Origin of the sequence: Paenibacillus lentus (genome assembly GCF_042714055.1) — a bacterium.
Classification (GTDB): Bacteria; Bacillota; Bacilli; order Paenibacillales; family Paenibacillaceae; genus Fontibacillus; species Fontibacillus lentus_A.
The window spans coordinates 113,685-130,334 of record NZ_JBHGVC010000005.1 but is presented as its reverse complement, the minus strand read 5'-3'; the positions used below and the strand labels follow the sequence as shown (position 1 = coordinate 130,334).

The 16,650-nt window shown below is 37.7% G+C and carries 14 protein-coding genes; 3 read left to right on the top strand and 11 right to left on the bottom strand.

Going from position 1 to position 16,650, the window contains the following annotated elements:
• Positions 1 to 76: 76 nt before the first annotated feature.
• The 3 genes from ACE3MQ_RS13250 to ACE3MQ_RS13240 are packed head-to-tail and all read right to left on the bottom strand — an operon-like array spanning position 77 to position 5,321.
• A complete protein-coding gene (locus ACE3MQ_RS13250) occupies positions 77 to 952 on the bottom strand; it encodes a hypothetical protein (RefSeq protein ID WP_379393307.1) in 876 nt (291 codons plus the stop codon).
• A gap of 5 nt (positions 953 to 957) precedes the next feature.
• Positions 958 to 4,428: a hypothetical protein gene (locus ACE3MQ_RS13245; RefSeq protein WP_379393305.1), complete on the bottom strand. Its 3,471-nt coding sequence runs from the start codon at positions 4,426 to 4,428 to the stop codon at positions 958 to 960.
• Between the two features lie 29 nt (positions 4,429 to 4,457).
• The gene (locus ACE3MQ_RS13240; protein WP_379393303.1) at positions 4,458 to 5,321 is read right to left on the bottom strand and encodes a DUF4007 family protein; all 864 of its coding nucleotides are present in this window, start codon (positions 5,319 to 5,321) and stop codon (positions 4,458 to 4,460) included.
• 213 nt (positions 5,322 to 5,534) lie between these two features.
• Here ACE3MQ_RS13240 and ACE3MQ_RS13235 point away from each other — a divergent pair, with 213 nt between their 5' ends.
• Positions 5,535 to 5,885: a helix-turn-helix domain-containing protein gene (locus tag ACE3MQ_RS13235; protein ID WP_379393301.1), complete on the top strand. Its 351-nt coding sequence runs from the start codon at positions 5,535 to 5,537 to the stop codon at positions 5,883 to 5,885.
• A 205-nt stretch (positions 5,886 to 6,090) separates the two neighbouring features.
• On the opposite strand, the gene ACE3MQ_RS13230 is transcribed toward ACE3MQ_RS13235, so the two are convergent.
• The 3 genes from ACE3MQ_RS13230 to ACE3MQ_RS13220 all read right to left on the bottom strand — a co-directional run bounded on the left by ACE3MQ_RS13230 (position 6,091) and on the right by ACE3MQ_RS13220 (position 10,867).
• Entirely contained in the window at positions 6,091 to 8,466 is a 2,376-nt protein-coding gene (locus tag ACE3MQ_RS13230) for a DUF2357 domain-containing protein (RefSeq protein ID WP_379393299.1), read from the bottom strand.
• A complete protein-coding gene (locus ACE3MQ_RS13225) occupies positions 8,438 to 10,585 on the bottom strand; it encodes an McrB family protein (RefSeq protein WP_379393297.1) in 2,148 nt (715 codons plus the stop codon). The genes ACE3MQ_RS13230 and ACE3MQ_RS13225 overlap by 29 nt, the downstream gene beginning before the upstream one ends.
• 135 nt (positions 10,586 to 10,720) lie before the next feature.
• The gene (locus ACE3MQ_RS13220; protein ID WP_379393295.1) at positions 10,721 to 10,867 is read right to left on the bottom strand and encodes a DEAD/DEAH box helicase family protein; all 147 of its coding nucleotides are present in this window, start codon (positions 10,865 to 10,867) and stop codon (positions 10,721 to 10,723) included.
• A 718-nt stretch (positions 10,868 to 11,585) separates the two neighbouring features.
• Between ACE3MQ_RS13220 and ACE3MQ_RS13215 the strand changes: the two genes are divergently transcribed.
• Positions 11,586 to 12,503 carry a hypothetical protein gene (locus ACE3MQ_RS13215; protein ID WP_379393293.1) on the top strand — a complete coding sequence of 306 codons (918 nt, stop codon included), beginning with the start codon at positions 11,586 to 11,588 and terminating at the stop codon, positions 12,501 to 12,503.
• Between the two features lie 83 nt (positions 12,504 to 12,586).
• Positions 12,587 to 13,009, top strand: coding sequence for a hypothetical protein (locus ACE3MQ_RS13210; protein ID WP_379393291.1), 423 nt, complete (start codon positions 12,587 to 12,589; stop codon positions 13,007 to 13,009).
• Here ACE3MQ_RS13210 and ACE3MQ_RS13205 read toward each other — a convergent pair.
• The 5 genes from ACE3MQ_RS13205 to ACE3MQ_RS13185 all read right to left on the bottom strand — a co-directional run bounded on the left by ACE3MQ_RS13205 (position 12,996) and on the right by ACE3MQ_RS13185 (position 16,645).
• Positions 12,996 to 13,244 carry a helix-turn-helix transcriptional regulator gene (locus ACE3MQ_RS13205; protein WP_379393289.1) on the bottom strand — a complete coding sequence of 83 codons (249 nt, stop codon included), beginning with the start codon at positions 13,242 to 13,244 and terminating at the stop codon, positions 12,996 to 12,998. The genes ACE3MQ_RS13210 and ACE3MQ_RS13205 overlap by 14 nt on opposite strands.
• Before the next feature lie 284 nt (positions 13,245 to 13,528).
• Entirely contained in the window at positions 13,529 to 13,855 is a 327-nt protein-coding gene (locus tag ACE3MQ_RS13200; protein ID WP_379393287.1) for a hypothetical protein, read from the bottom strand.
• Between the two features lie 2 nt (positions 13,856 to 13,857).
• Positions 13,858 to 14,625, bottom strand: a complete 768-nt coding sequence (locus tag ACE3MQ_RS13195) for a prolipoprotein diacylglyceryl transferase (protein WP_379393285.1) — start codon at positions 14,623 to 14,625, stop codon at positions 13,858 to 13,860.
• 47 nt (positions 14,626 to 14,672) lie between these two features.
• Positions 14,673 to 15,950, bottom strand: coding sequence for an ABC transporter permease (locus tag ACE3MQ_RS13190; protein ID WP_379393283.1), 1,278 nt, complete (start codon positions 15,948 to 15,950; stop codon positions 14,673 to 14,675).
• Positions 15,947 to 16,645 (bottom strand): ABC transporter ATP-binding protein, encoded by a 699-nt coding sequence (locus ACE3MQ_RS13185; RefSeq protein ID WP_379394052.1) that lies wholly within the window; start codon positions 16,643 to 16,645, stop codon positions 15,947 to 15,949. Before ACE3MQ_RS13185 ends, ACE3MQ_RS13190 begins: the two co-directional genes overlap by 4 nt.
• Positions 16,646 to 16,650 lie beyond the last annotated feature (5 nt).

Below are 16,650 nucleotides of genomic sequence, written 5' to 3'. Positions count from 1 at the left end.
TGCTAAGCTATAAAAAAGAGCCCCGTAAACATTTACGGAACTCCGGAAATCTAATACCCAATACACATAATATAAACTATGAAAAAGAACAGACACATGGAATATCCGCATCTTCTTTAAACAAGAACTTCTCAAATCCCTCTCTCTCCATTACTTCTCTAAATTCCTTCATGGTGTATGATCCACTATTCTTTTTAAGAATGGATACATCTTTTTTAAAAGTAGCACGGAATCGCTCTTCCATTTCTTCTTGCTCTTTATATCTCTCGGGCCATAAAGCATATAAAGTTGCGTAATGTTGGAAACCCCCACGGACACATCTTCCAGCGCAATTAGCATGAGAGAAACCCTTAATTCCATTCTTCAGAACAATTTTTGCATTCTCATTATTTTCGTTTTCTGCAAGCTGTTCCGCAATCGTATACATTCTTGGTAATTTAATTCCCCATTCTTCCTGAATTATTCCTTTAGCATCAAGATCTTCCCTAAATAAATCTATTAAAGGAAACCTGGTTTCAATTGGTTCAATAGGAAAATGTGTATAAAACTCCTTCAAATTAACTGCACGGTGTTTTTCATGAGGGCCTATTCCAAAATAAAGAATAGGCACTAAATCTCTTTGATTACGTAACTCATCCTCTAAAAAGATAATAGTCTGTCGTACTTTGAGTTCCTCAGAACACTTTGCTAATCGAGCATTTCCCAAAAATCGTTCATCATGAAATACTTCTTCAGGTGTTCTTCCATCTATTCTTTCAGTAATTTCTAATCCAATATAATTTGAAACCTCATTCATGAATCTATAATTATCTTCATCTTCCCACAGCGTATTGGTAAAAAACAAAATACAGTTTTCTTTCCCATAGGTTTGCACCATATGATTAGCAACAAAAGCACTTCCTGCCCCACCACTAAACATTGCTACATGCACGAACTTCTTATTATTTCCCATAGATATCACTCCGATTTAACAACATAATTTTCAAATAACTTGTAGATAAGATAATGAAGTTCTTGACGAGGAATATTTTTTCCAGCAGTAGTTACCATTCTTTCCAAATTTTGATACACAGTAGTAGATTTAACAGATAAATCCATCTTGTTGATTATTTTTTTACTTGCATCAAGCTGTACTACTACAATATCATCCTTAGAATAGATATTCTCTACTTCACTAGAATTTATTAACTCATGAAAGTCATATTCTAGTTGATCTTTATATAATTCAAAAGTAATGTCCGCCCATTCGCTTAATCCAATCCCGATATAACTTTCGGCAAATTGTTGTATCCAATTATCAAAGCTTATTGATTCGAGAGAAAGATGGAGTTTATCTACGAGCTTGTTACTAATCCCCATTTCCTTTTGACCGACTACCCACTCTTTTAATTCGTTGAGGTTTTTTACATTAATTGTTTCTAAAAGTATTCTAATTAATTCAGATTCAACTATATAAATATGCTCTTCACCATACTTTTTCAAAGTCAAAAACTTATCAAAATCATTATGAAATAAATCAAATAAATAATTAATACTTTGATGTGGGTGAATTTCGGATCTCTTAATTGTATCCCTTAATTCCTTAAAATCTCCTTGAACTTTTTCTGACGTTTGGGTAATTCTTGGTAACGATCTCAGCCATTTCAATAGTGTTCCTGCGATGAAAATTAATCTGGATTTATTCTCTAATCTACTTTCAAGCGAATCCTGAGAATGTGTTTCAATTTTATTAAAGAATTCAATTTGTTCATTACTAATACGTTCATATTCATATTCATATTTCTCTGCCCCAGTCTCAACAATAATTTCGAAGAGTTTTGAACCATCTAAACCGGGAACATACATTTCATTTCGAAACAACATAAACTCACTCCACCGATCTCTAAGCAGAGCAACTAGTAAGATTGGTATTAGTGGTTTACGAATACCAAAAGGTGGGCCGATAAATAAATTAATAATATCCGAGAAATTTCCTGAAGGGTTATTTTCTAAAATAGTTACTAAATTATTTCTAAGCATAGATAAATGTTCATTTTGAATATTTCTATAGTCTAGTTGATTAATATTATTATCGAATCGATTGTTATTTTTAAATATCGAGGCAAACAAAGCGTATTCAGGTCCATTACCTGTAATTCCAAAGTTCTCTAACTGCGTAAAATTAAGAATATGATCGATTAAACGTATTGCCGCATTCCTTTGTACACCTGAAATATTATTTCTATTAAAGGAATCATTAAAAATGATAGGAGTATGCCTGAAAAGTCTGTAACACTTTTCAGTCAAGACTGAGGCAAGTTGTACCTCGCTAGAAATACTATATTTTTCCCCATCGATATACCATAATTGATTATCATTGTACTTAAATAGCTCCGATAAATAATAGGAGATCTCATGCCTGCTTTCTGTTATTAATAAATCAAGCTCCTCCTTAATTCCCTTATCTTCAGATAGAAGATTTCTATTTTTTCTTAAAGACTCTAGAGTAATTATGTTAATGATTTCATCTCTTATACTTTGAATTGGTCTAGGGTGTAAATAAAGTAAAACATCTTCAGCCCTACTTAATTCTATTAATTGTGAATCTAAAAATTTATATTCATCCTCTGTATCAGGTAAAACATAATAAATCGATAAATCAGAATTTACGTTCTCTGGAAATACTTTCTCTAGCGTCCCATTATCACAAATAAATTTAATAGCTGCGAATCGCGTCATACCTTTTTCGTCATTATACCGATCGGGAAAAAAGTACTTTCTGGGAAGGTTTTTATAGAGAATATCTAACTCATTAACTTTATCCAATTTAATTAATTGCTTTTCTAACTCTATTTTTTCATTCAGATCCGTAGAATTACCAGAGAACAACTCCCAGTAATGGTTGATTCGATTAAATCTGATTATTTTATTTTCACTTAATTCCGATAATAAAGCGGAAAGCTTTTCTTCATTAATTTGAGATGCGAACAATAAAAAATCGGTTGTCAGTTTTTGTTCATTTTGAACTTCACAGAGATTCCAAATTGTAATCAGCTTTATTACATTTAGTGCAGATTTTTTATTTTTAATATTTACTGGCATTCGAGCAAGAGCTTTCTTATATAAAAGAATATGCTCCCCTACATCTTCAGTATTATGATCATTTAGATCTGGGAAAAAGAAATCAAACAACTGATGGGATAAGTAATATTGATCTGTCTTTGAAATATGATTTATAAACCCACCAGTTTCTTGACTTTCCAGGAATGTAAATAAAGTTCTTTCATTTTGCCCAAAAACTCGTGTCAAACTAGGCAATAAAAATAAAGCTACCGGATGTAAAGGATACATTCCGCGAATAACTAACTTGTCTCTTTCAGTTTGATTAATGCTTGGAAATAAAGGGAATTTCCTCATTGAACCTTGGATACTTTTAAAAACCTCGGGCTTTATTTGCGGCTTTTCATCTATATTCTCAGTAATTACAATTTCTGCAACTCTCAAAAATGTGGCCTGATCGCTTTTAATCAAATATTGCCTAAATCTTTTTTCAATTCTTTGGAATTCCTTAAGGTAATCTTCGTTACTTACATTAAAATAGTGACGCAAGCTTTTATGCGTAATTAAAAGAAATTGAATTAATTTAGTTCTATTTGAAATTTCAGATAAGTCTTGGATATCTTGCATAGCTTCACTAAATTTTTCACTTGTTAGTCCTTGTAAAAATCGAGCAAATTCATCATATACAATAAATAATCCTATGTTATTTCTTTCTAATACTTCTGTTACATATTCAATTTGAGATATGAAACTATGATTATAGTCAACGTCAAAAGTGGCTCCCGCAGAAAAGAGTGGATATATACTTGAAAAATATGATATTTCCTTTTCATTTTGTTGCTTTATTTCCTCAATCCATTTATCAAGTCTCTTCCCATCTTGTTTTAGTCTTAATACAAAAGAATTATAAGTATTTGGATAATCTTTCTCCCAAATGTTAATCGACTCTATAATTCTAGTAGCTAGACCCGGGAGTAAAATATCTATTCCATATTCCTTAAGTTTATTTATGATCGTGGATAGTACTGATTGTCTGAATCTCCCCTCATTCCCACTTAATAGAATAGGCACATAGGTTAGTTTTAACTTACTCACTTCCCGTATTTTCTCAGCAATATAGTCATCAACTTGCTCAAATTTATCAATTAAAGCAGATAGGTCTGATTTTCTAGCCATCTTAGAAACAATAGTTCCGATAACATTTGCTAAAAGCGACTTTCCTGTTCCATATGGACCTATAATAATATGAGAGTGGTTTGATTTTTCTTCAGTAAATCCATCAATAATTCCTTTAAAAACTTCACCATGAGACGGGGTTGGTATATACCGTCTTAGAAACTCTTCATTTCCAATATCAAATTTAATGTTGACACTTGTCTTAAATCCCATTACTATTTAACCCTCCGATCGTCAAAGCTCTAACCACGTAGCAAACCTATAGGAGTAACTTGCGGAACCCTAATATAATCTAAATTATTTGTACGAACATACTGTATTGGATATTGATCATGATTAGTTAAAACGTTCAAAGCTTCGATAATTTTATTTCTAGAAAGATTAAATACTTTTCCCCATAGAAAATCCCCATTAATTATCTCATCTATACTTACCAAATCAGTCTCTTTTCTCATACAATGTGTTAGTAAAACATAATATAAAGGTAATATCCCTACAATAGTGATATCAAGAGATATCTTTCTAATAGTATCGAAACCTTCTCCTGAGCGCTCTGTTTTCATTAACGCAAGTTTTGAAAAAGGACTGAAAATAACATCTTCTGGATCGTTTTCATCAGGTAGCTTTGTATAAAATTGAATCAAACAATCAATATCTCTTTTTATTGATTTCTCTGATATCTCTCTAGTCTCATTCTGCTTAACCCAAGTTATAAAAGAATTTAATAAATCAGGCTTGCTTACAACTGTTTCTTTGTAGTGATTGAAGTACCATTCAAACACTGTAGACTGATCATCCTCATTACGTACCAAGTGGTAATGGAGGATTGCTAAACTTTCACCCTTTTGGAGTAATTTATCATTTTCATAGAAAATCTGCCCTAGCTCAGTAAGATAATGCCCTCGTTGCCCTTCTACTAATCTTTCCTCAATTACATTTAGAGCTATAAGCCAATATTTTAATGATTCCACCATATTCTTTCCTAGACCTATTTTTTCAAAAGAAAAATCATCGTAAAAAAACCTACTGTTTTGACTAACAGCCGTTAAGCCTTTACTAAACCACTTGTCACGTATATAAAAACTTTGATGTCTTGCATAAGCCATATATGTAATCCCCTCTCTAACCACAGCTGGAGAATACTCTCCAGGAGTAAGTATACACTTAGAAACAAGAAAGAACAATGATTTTAAGAACATACGATCCCAAACCTATAAATCAATCACAAAACTAATAAGTTTTATTTTCAACTTATAATACCAATTTAGCACTTATAAATTTTATTTTTCTTACCTATTCTTTTTAATAGAGGTGATAGAATGTCTATTTTACGGAGACTAGTTGGAGAGAACATAAGGCGAGTTAGAAAAGAACAAGGATTAACTCAAGAAGAATTAGCAGAAAAAGCTGAATTGCAATATCAATACATCGGGGGAGTAGAAAGAGGCACTCGAAACATTTCATTGGACTCGTTAGAAAAGATTATTAATGCTTTAAATATCACCTACAGTGAATTATTTAAAGTTGGCGATCATCAAATAGTAAGTAATGAAGAAACAAATAAAGAGTACATACTATTTCTTCATAATCAATTGTTAATGAAAAGAACATTAGACGACATTAAAGCTATTCACAGGATTACTGAAGAAATATTAAGATCCTTTAGATAATTAGTGCCAAAGAAAAAGACGTAGGTAGAATGGTGCATTTGCACTAACAGATGTACATTCCAGGTAAAATAGATTAGATGATGATTCGTTGGATGTTATTTACGTCATTAGGAACCTCTTAATGCATTGCAACAGAAAAAGGCCGCTTTAAAAAGCGGCTTTTCTTACTTTACCAAATAATCATTTCCCTCCTATTCAACCCGCCTTACTCCTCCACCCGAATCCCCACCACAGATCCCGCCAAATCAACATGCGTATGATCCAACTCTACTTTAACCTTGCCGACTCTTCGGGCTTCGCGCCATTTTCGCAAATCCTCGTCATTCTCTAGCTTCAGTTCTGCAATTTCACTGGCACGATCAAACATGTATTTGCTCGTATACAGACAGGTATAGATGCCCTGTCCACCTAAGGCAATGGGCTTGTTCCGCCGTTCCCACTGTTCAATCGTAAATTTAACATATAGTTCTTCTTCTGTGCCGGGGCGGGCAGGCCGTTCTGTGATTTCTCCTCTTCGAACAACTTTCCAATCCTGAATCCGGCCGAACCAATGGATGCCCGTATTTCCTGGCTCCTGAAACTTTCTACGTGACTGGCACATGGCGATATATTCGATTTGGGTGAGGAGCTTGTGATCGACGATATTTTTAAGCGGCATATGATAAAAACGTTCTGACAAAGCCACATCCAGTTGGGAGGGCTCTCTCAACGAGCCAACAAGAACATTCTTCCCCTCAAACTTATTGAAATAGTATTCTTTGGTTCCGCGAGGCCGGGTTGAACGTTCATAGGCCTTCTCTGGACTGTCTTGAATTATTTCATCAAGAAGCTGCTCCATGAGGCTCGTGGCATTCGGCAACAACGGGATAGCCCCAATGTTGACTAGCTCAATGCTTTTATAGAAAGGGTGCTCCTTAAATCTTGCCTCATCAGGATACGGAAACAGTACGTACGCCCCAAACATACTCCGCTCATACTCCCCGTTACGATGATCCTGGTAAACAATCGCATCACGATAACGGTGCATCGTGTTAATATCCTCTTCCTCTGGGCCTGGCTGCTTGTATTTCGCCCAGTAAGGGCTTCCCTCATAAGCTGAATTCAGTCGGTATTTCGCATCAAAGATATATTTATACTCAATCGATGCATCATTCTTTTTCAAAGTCAGTACATTATCGGGCCTTTGTGCCAAGGTAGAACTGCTATCACCCTTAGGCAGAGAATTATAGTAGAGAGTAAATACCTCGCCATTTCGCGGATTTCGATAGACCATCTTAGCCTTTTGCCCTCGCTTCAGCGTAACAAATAGCCCATTCCGATTCACCTTAATCAAATCTTGACTGACCAGCTCATATTTACGCTGGATTAACTGGTGGATTTTCAGGAAGCACCAATATTCATATAGCTGTGCCAAGTCCTTCATCGATAACCGGAACAAATCTCCTTGTATCGAAAGGCCTTTCATCAGCAAGAGATAAATCCGATATACTTCCCGATAACCTGGAGCCATTTGCAGCACAAGGGTCAAGGATACCTGCTTCATGTCACCCACATCTAAAAAGTCTTGCTTCAATAGCCTCTGTAACTGCGAGCTCATCATGTCGATTCTCTTTAGTAGCACAGGATCCGGGTTGCCCTTCTTCGCTACGTGAGCTCTGAGCTCCTTCAATTTCGAGGAAATGCGTAGCAATGCCCAGCGAATAAACCTATTTTCAGCCGTATCGAAGTCCACATATCGCCTTGTTTCAAGCACATGAGTAGGGTGCGGTTGTCCCTGGATAAAAAGCTCCGGCCTTTTACGCAAAAACGCTATATTCTCCTTCCCCACCCTTTTTGCTCTCGATGCTTCCACGACATGAGATTCACGCCTCATTTTGGAATGAGGTGCGTTTTTAATGCGATCGACGCCTTGGATTAACTGTTGAAAAACCTGCTGTAATATCGTAAAGAATTCGGTAATACTCTGATACCTGGTCTCCCTTAACCCTGTTAGATGAAATGTCCTGCGGAGAAAATCAAAAGAAAGATTATAGATCTGCTCATTGACCTCCCGCAAAATCACTTCGTAATCGCGCTTGTAATCCATTTTTGAGGGAAACACCTCGAGCTGCAGCTTGAAAATAACCTCACCTTGCAGGCGAAGCTCAAGCTCCGAAAAGCCCACTTCGTTTCGGAAGTTAAGCACACCGGATAATAACCTATCACCCAAGGGCTTTATAGCTTGTCGAAGATGAATATTCTCATGAAAGAAGACAATTGGAAGAGCCTGCTTCTTTTCAATAACGAGCTCATAGGGTTGCGTCTCGAAAAACAAAGGCTCTGCTTGATCGCCATGATCCCACGCTTGAAGACTTAACGACTGCCGAGAAAAAACCTGAACCGAACTAATCTCCACCTTCGAAGAGGGAGCTTGAACCTGAAAATGGGCATCGGACCAAACCTCCCCCTCCTGACGATGGAGCTGTAAAGTTTCGACCGTCGGATGAAATGGTTTCCCTTGAATATATAAATTAAACAGATTAGTTTCTATTCGTAGAAGCTCAACCGGCGCATCACGATAACCAGTAAGAGGTGAATCCATCTTCTTCTAGCCTCCGTAACATAGATGCGATTTTCTTTACGCTTTGAGGATACTTCGCTTGATTTATCAGTTCATTGAGCTTGCGTTCCTCAAGCAACAAGTCTCCATTTTCTAAATAGTCTTTGATAACAAAAGAAGAACCTACACACTCCCTCATCAATTTCAAAAGAGCCCTTCTTATTGAAGCACTGCTGCCCTGAATTCGTGGCAGTATCTTTTGAAGTAATTGGCGATCCAACGCCTCTTCCTCGGAAAGCAATTTGTACCGCTGACTATAGAGCAAATAGAAGCATACTGCATCCCGAGTTCGAAACCCTACATGAGCGTGAATTTCCTCTAAGATGTTGTTGATTCGCACTAGAGCTTCGGTCGTTTTCGTAATAAGTGCCTTTGTATCGGCATTGTAAGCATCCACGAGTCGAAGATAGTCACTTCGCAAAAACTGATTTGGAGCAGGCTCAGGGCTTAATCTTGCCTGCGGCTCTTCCTCAGGAAATTGAGGCAAATAGATGTCATTGAATTCGATTGTATTTGCCCGGTCGAGTACTTTTTTACTAAAAGGATGCGTCGTCTCATCCATATTGACCGTTCCAATTAAATAGAGGTTTTCGGGAATAGACAAATTGCCATATACCACTCGATCCTCATCCTGCACCAGTGATTCTTCATAAATGATTGGCGCAGTGACTATGCGATCATCCTGCCATTCCTGCGTCTCAAGTATGCTAAGCATATCGCTGAAATAATGTTCCACTCTAGCGAGGTTCATCTCATCCAGACAAATGAAATAAGGTTTACCTGGGTATTGGGTTGCTTTCAGTAGTACCTTAGCCAGTGGCCCCGGACGAAACTTACCCGTCAGATCACTATAGCCTATCAGATCGGAAGGATCACTCCAATCCGGCCGAACAGGAATTTGTGTATACTGACCGTTATCCAAGTTGGCCCCCATCGCCTCAGCAAAGAGCTTAATCAGCCTGGTTTTCCCCGTTCCCGACACGCCAGCTAGAATGACGAAGGGTTTGGTTTTGAGAGAAAGGTAGAAGTTCTCAATGAGGTGCGGCGGATAATAAAAGCCCTGCTGCTGAATATAAACTTTGATTTTACTCAAAACCGCTGCTACTTCCCCATCCTCAATTATGGTCTGTATAGGCTCCACCTCATCCCAATCCTCATAATCATCAATCTCAAAACGTGTAAATTCGGGCCAAGCAACATTTGGTGAATGGCTTTGAATGATGTTAAGTCCCCGGATTGAAAAACGGAATAAGTAACCTTGTTTCACCCCTCCACCTGAATGAATAGGGCCTTGATAAATATTTAAGTTTAGAATCTCTTTGGAAAAACTGATTAAGGGAATATTGGGCTCAATCGGGAAGTACTCCGTACGAATAAGCCTTCCTTGCTCATTCAACATCGAATTTGACATTGAGCTAGGCATCTTAGTATTTATGGAATCTTCAGTAACTTTGCTTATATAACGTAATGATCCATTTGCATAATGTAGTATAATATCTCCTTTTTTTACTTCATCCATCGTGTCCCAGTGGTATAGAGAACGACCGCCTTTACCTACTAACGGAGCCCGTAATATTCCCTCTTCGTGTTCCTTATTAAGATTTGATCCTTGATTAACCCACCAGATGTTGGGCATTTCTATATCATCTACGGATATCAATTTCATTTCATATGTGAATGGTGAATCCGTTGAATAAAATTCAATATACTCAGCTAATTCATCTGGAACATTCACTTGCTTCTTGTTACCAGGATCCTTAGGCTTCCGTTCTGTTATGTATTTATAACTAGATTTAAAAACAGATACCATTAATCCTTTTATTTCCGTAGAGTGAAATCGTAGTTGTAGCGTTTCCCTACCAGCACTTGATTGATCAACATTTCTTAATGAGGCACTGTAATGCTGATCACCATAAATTAGAGTAACTTGTTTACCGCTGCCTTTTATGATCTCTTCCCCGCCATTAGCTTGGGAAAAATACACCTTAAAATCGTTAGGTATCGTAGACCCATATTCAAAAATAGACCAATCTACTTTCTTTCTACCAATCAAGTTAGGTATTGAATCATCGTGTGTCCAACTTCTTACTTGAGTAATCATGTTGACCCTCTTTTCTGGTAAAAATATGTGTTAACTTCTATAAAGAATTCAAATCATGTATGAACTAATAAAAATCCATCAACCTGCGAGGGATTCTCCCCCACTTCATTCACTTTTCCATACATTTCAATAACGTTAGTAACCCGCATTGTTATTCGTCAAAGTCACGACGATGACGGGCGGCTCCATTTTATTAAGTGCATGGTGAACAACAGATGTGGCGGCAACATTCTGTAAGAGTGTCGTTGTCCCTGTTCCCGGCGGGCCGTTGACCGCAGTCAAGTCCCCGTCTTCTAACAGCGTTGCATGATGTATAGCTTGTCGCTGCGAGTTGGATAGGTAGAACTGATTGCACATCTGTCCATAGCGACCAGCAGAGAGTTTCTAAGAATCGATTCCCTTCAACGAAGGTAGTAGAGGTTGACTTTCTATATTCGCAAACGTTAGCTGTAGAGGGATTGAGCTTGCTCTATCTCAATATTGCCGTAAAGATCTTGGATCGACTTCTAAGTTCCAGTGACAAGACCACTCATGAAAAGATAACTTTCATTGGGTAAACGATACTGTTCATGTATCCATTCCGAAAGGGATGATCCAGTGACATTTCTAAATAATTCGAGAGCGAAGCACTCCTTAAGCTCTCTAGTAGGGGTACTTTCGACAAATTCGAGGAAAATCCTCCCTGATTTGATAGATTGGAGTTAGATGTACGGAAATATAGGTGGGCTGATTAAGGATTTGCTAATTATCTGTTAATATATCCCAAGATAGCCATAGCTTTAATCAAATGATTTGATAATAACTGCTCCTACAAATCCACAGTCGGAATTTAGCTGCGAATCATTCGTAGATGGGTTGTCGAAGTTAGTTTGACAAGCCAAGCCATAAATAAGCTTATAAGAAAGTTGTTTTGTGTGATAAAAGTTACTTCCAGAAGTTACATAAATAGCTATTATTGGAATCGGATATATAATACCATTAATTAGGAGGATTGATTATTTTGAGGAAGTTTGTTAAGTTATTTCTGCCTTTAGTTTTATTACTGTCGTTTGCTATTCCGGTGAACGCCCAAGAAGTTGATAGTTCAGAAAATATCAATATTCACGGACATTTAAAAACAGTTGTGAAATTTCCTAGTAGATCGTTAGAAGAAGTTCAAGAACTTTATAAGTCGATTGGCACTGATATTGATACCAATCAGGAAGATTCAATTCTCAAACTTAATGATAATATCCCACAAATAGAACTAGACCCATCATTCCTCACATTGAAAATTGATAATAACATAACCGAAATAAAGGACGGGGAGTTTATTGTAAGTAATTTGACTATTAGCAAGCCTTTAATACAGGTATATTACTCAGATTCCTTAATCTATGAAGAAGAACATACTCTTGTGAGTGGAGTGAATCATATACCTTTAGAATTGAATTTCGACTTTAACAATCTGGTAATTAATGCTGGTTTGAAAATGAATTCCGATGACAGTAACAGTATAAACAAACAATTGATTACTCCATTTTATGACCCTGACTCATATTACAATGGCATTAAAGTTGGTACTTATTTCGGGCTGGGTAAAGGCCGAATGAAAATGCTGACACCAGAAGGACATGTAAGTTGTAACAAGTCTGATTACGACCAAGGTAAGAACTTCCCTCTTAATGGCGCAGATTGCACAAAAGCAGTAGCTGGCGGCCTGTTATATTTAAATAAACCAGCCCTGTACTCTAATTATGCTCAAGGAGTCTTCTGTGTTCAGGAAGCAATGAGTTCTGGTGAAGATTCTAATGAAAGTAATTCCTATTGTAATCACTTACCTAAGAATGGTGGTTACTATACGGGATATAAAAATATGGGGTACAATTGTTCAAGTTTTACTTTTTTAAACGGAGATGAACGTTTGAATAAATATTAATATTCTCCGAACTAGGAACACTTAATTGTTCCTAGTTCGGTTTATTATTCGATAAGTTAACAGACAAGCGAAAGGAGAAAGCAATGATGAAAAGAAAAACCACCCTAATTATTATTTCAATTCTAGGGGTAATCTCCGTCCTTATACTATCCCGAATATTATTTTCGAATCTAACCACGAACAGCAACTATGATCTCCAACTTGGATTTACACAAAATAACGAATTCCCCAAAATAAACGATACTTCTAATAATTTTATTAACAGTGCTCCATTAATTGCTTTAGCTATTTATCCAGATAAAAAGGAAAGCTTACTTCAAGCTCAATTATATGTAACAAAACGAGGAGAAAGCGAAATTCTTCAGCAAGAGAAAATGAGAGAGAGCGATGACTTAGCCTCGTTTGAAATGAGACTTCATAATTTAGAATGGGAGAAGGGAGAATATACTTTATACTTCAAAAGAGGGTTAGAAATTCAAAAATCCCTTGATTTTACCCTTCGTTAAAATTCTTTTTCCAAAGTTCTATTTGTGGATTTAATACAAACTTATCTTCATATCCGGCAAATGCTAATTTAAGTACTGTATCGAGGCGAGGAACAGACCCGCCATTTTCAATACGAGCAATGGACTCCCAATGAAGCCCTACTTTATCTGCTAGCTCCTGTTGTGTCCATCCGAGCTCGGTTCGTCTTTGTTGAATAACATTCACTAGTTGTGCAACCGCTTCAAGCTCATTCATCCGTATTGGATCTATGGACTTTAGTTCCTTCTCTTGTCATCCCAGCTTTTCATCATCAGTCACTCCTTCCGTTTCTCGCTAGCCAATTATCCATTCGCCTTATAGCGATCGCAATTTCCTACGGGGGTGTCTTTTTTCACTATTATAAGTATGAAACATATCAACACATAGCGAAATATATAAAATCTCCCCTTTTGAAAACAACAGAAAAACCGCTCTTAGAGCGGTCAGCTTGATCAACTGTATGTACATCATGATAGAGTTTGCTAGGATTGAATACATAATTATATCCTTATATTAGGAGGCAACTCATAATCTGTTGGTTTAACTTTTTCAGCTTTGGCTTCTCCCCCATGAATTAAATAACTTTGATAAGTATAATATCTCGTTTCATGGAGGATTGAGATTATTTCCCCAAATCCTACAATCAGTATTCCTGATATAAAGCCCCCACCCCACCACACAAAGGCTGTAGCCCATGAAAAGCTATCATAAATCTTCCCTGGTTTCCCCATCACAATTCCCACAATAAAAGCTAAATAAGAGAGAACACCAAAAAGGAGCATCCCCCCGTTTAGGGGTAAAGGCTCCTCTCCTACGTTCATTACCACAATTACTTATAATCCAGTTTATTGGATTTAATGGACTTCGAAATCAAAATACCACAAGTGATTACAAAAATAATCATCGCGATCAACTGGGAGGTTGAAAAGATGCCTACGCTCCCGCGAATGACATCGCCTCTATAAAATTCAATCACGAATCTTCCCAGGCTATAAAATAATAGATATAAGCTGGCAATGAATCCATCCGGCCTTCTTCTCTTCGCCATGAATATGAGGAAGAAAAACAGGGCGAAGTTAAATACGCTCTCGAATATTTGCGTGGGTACCAGACTTACGCCATTGGGTGCAAAGTCCGATTCGTGAAATGTAATTCCAAACCAATGATCCGTCTCTTCGCCAAAACAACAACCGGCAAGAAGGCAGCCAACCCGACCAAATCCTTGTGCCAGGGCAATCGAAGGCACAAACAGATCGAGGCTTTGTAAAAAATTCATTTTTTTCTTCTTACAATACACATAACCGGCTAATATGCCTCCGATGATGCCCCCATAGACCACAAAGCCTCCAGATAGATCCAAAAGCAATCGAGGATCCTCCACTATATTGTTGAATTGCGTGATCCAGTACAATAATTTAGCTCCTACAAACCCAAATAGTACGCCCCAGATCGTTAAGGAAGAAATATGCGACTGATCGATTTGTCTGTTTTTTGCTCTATGCAAAACGATCATATAAGCTACGATAATACCAAGGGCAATCATTAACCCATACCCGTAAATGGTCACTGGCCCGATCTTTAACAACTCATTTTTCATAGTATTATTCATCTCCATGTCTGAAATGTATTCTTGAATCAATTCCGTTATTCATATCGTAAAGCTTCAATGGGGTCCATATTTGCAGCCTTATTGGATGGGTAATAGCCAAAAAACACGCCGATGGTCATGGAAAAAAGAACCGCGATGAGTATGACGGGAAGTGAGGTTATCATCGGAAATCCAAGAAGACTAGAGCTAATATAACCAATGATAACTCCGAAAAATACCCCAATGACTCCTCCAATTCCACATATGACAGCAGCTTCAGTAATGAATTGGATTTTGATGTATATCTGTTTGGCGCCCAGAGCTTTTTTAGTGCCAATTTCCCGGGTTCGTTCCGTCACGGACACTAGCATAATATTCATAACCCCTATACCGCCAACAATGAGTGAGATTCCAGCTATTAACGAAACAGCTATAGAAACGGTTGACAGCAAATCATTCGCAATGGATAATACATAATCCATGGTCGTTGTATTTATTTCATACCGGGGATTATTCTGATAAAAGACAGATAAGAAATTTTTAATCTCATCCGCAAATTCCGCCGAGTTCACATCCATTCTGGTCATTACGGTAAAATTCTGGAATCCATTGCTGCTGGATGTGATCATATTCGAAGTCGTTAGGGGCATAAACAGATTCGTTGTGACATCCTGATCGGCTGATGTATCATTATTGATTAACGTAGCCTGCTCATATTTGTATACACCAATAACCGAAAATGTCTGCAGGTTGTTCCCCATGCTAAGCTTGATTTCACTTCCAATCGGATCCGTGTCTTTATCGAATAGCTTATCCATGAGTTTATCCGATACAACGGCGACATATCTTTTGGCCATTTGATCTTCTTCCTTGAGGAATCGCCCATTCAAGAGCTTTAAATTATTTGCCACAGCAAATCCCTCATTCACCCCAGCTACAGTTACATTAGCAGACAGTCTCCCCTCTTGGACTTTAGCCGAGCCAGCCGATTTTAATACGCTGACCTCTACGATTTCCTCAGGAAACCTCTCCTTTAATTTATGAATCATCTCATTATTCATCAGGTCATCCTCGGGTATTACAGCCGGAGCAGCTCTTAATATTGGAGGAAGTGAGCTTGTCTGCGCATCCTTTTCCTTTAATCTAACCAAGATGTTATTCGCCCCTAAATTTTGCATCTCAGAGGACACCGATTTCGAAATAGCTTCACCGACGGTTACGATAATAATAACAGCGCTAATACCAATGATGATTCCCAGAATAGCGAGCAGTACACGCATTTTATGCGCCTTTAGACTTGCCACAGCCAGCTTCATATTTTCAAGGAAACTCACGGTATCACCTTCTTCTCGGTGCGATGATCTTCGATAATACAACCATCCTTTATTGCGATCACTCGATCGGTTTCCGCGGCCAACTCCTCATTATGCGTAATTAATATTATCGTTTTACCATGGTTCTGATGAAGCTCATGAAAAATATCCATAATCCTTCGTCCTGTCTTCGAGTCCAGGGCTCCGGTCGGCTCATCCGCCAATATAATCGAAGGATTATTCGCTAAGGCTCTTGCGATAGCAACGCGCTGCTTCTGCCCTCCGGAAAGCTCGTTGGACAGGTGTTCCATTCTGTCCCCCATCCCAACCATCTCTAGCAATTCCTTCGCCCGCTTGATTCTAGCCGCTCGGTGGATGCCTGAGTAAATCATGGGCAGCTCAATGTTGCTTAGAGCACTGCTTTTGGGGATTAGATTAAAGGTTTGAAACACAAATCCTATCTTTCGACTGCGAATCTCCGATAAATCATCATCGCTTAATTTCCCGATGTCTTGGCCATCCAATTTATACTGGCCGCTTGAGGGCCGATCTAGTGCACCTAGTATGTTCATTAATGTTGATTTGCCTGAGCCTGATTGTCCTACAATCGATACAAACTCCCCTTCATGAATTAAAATATTCATATTCTTCAAAACCTGAAGCTCATTCGGAGTCCCAACAAAATACGATTTGGATATATGATCCATTCTTATGATCGCAT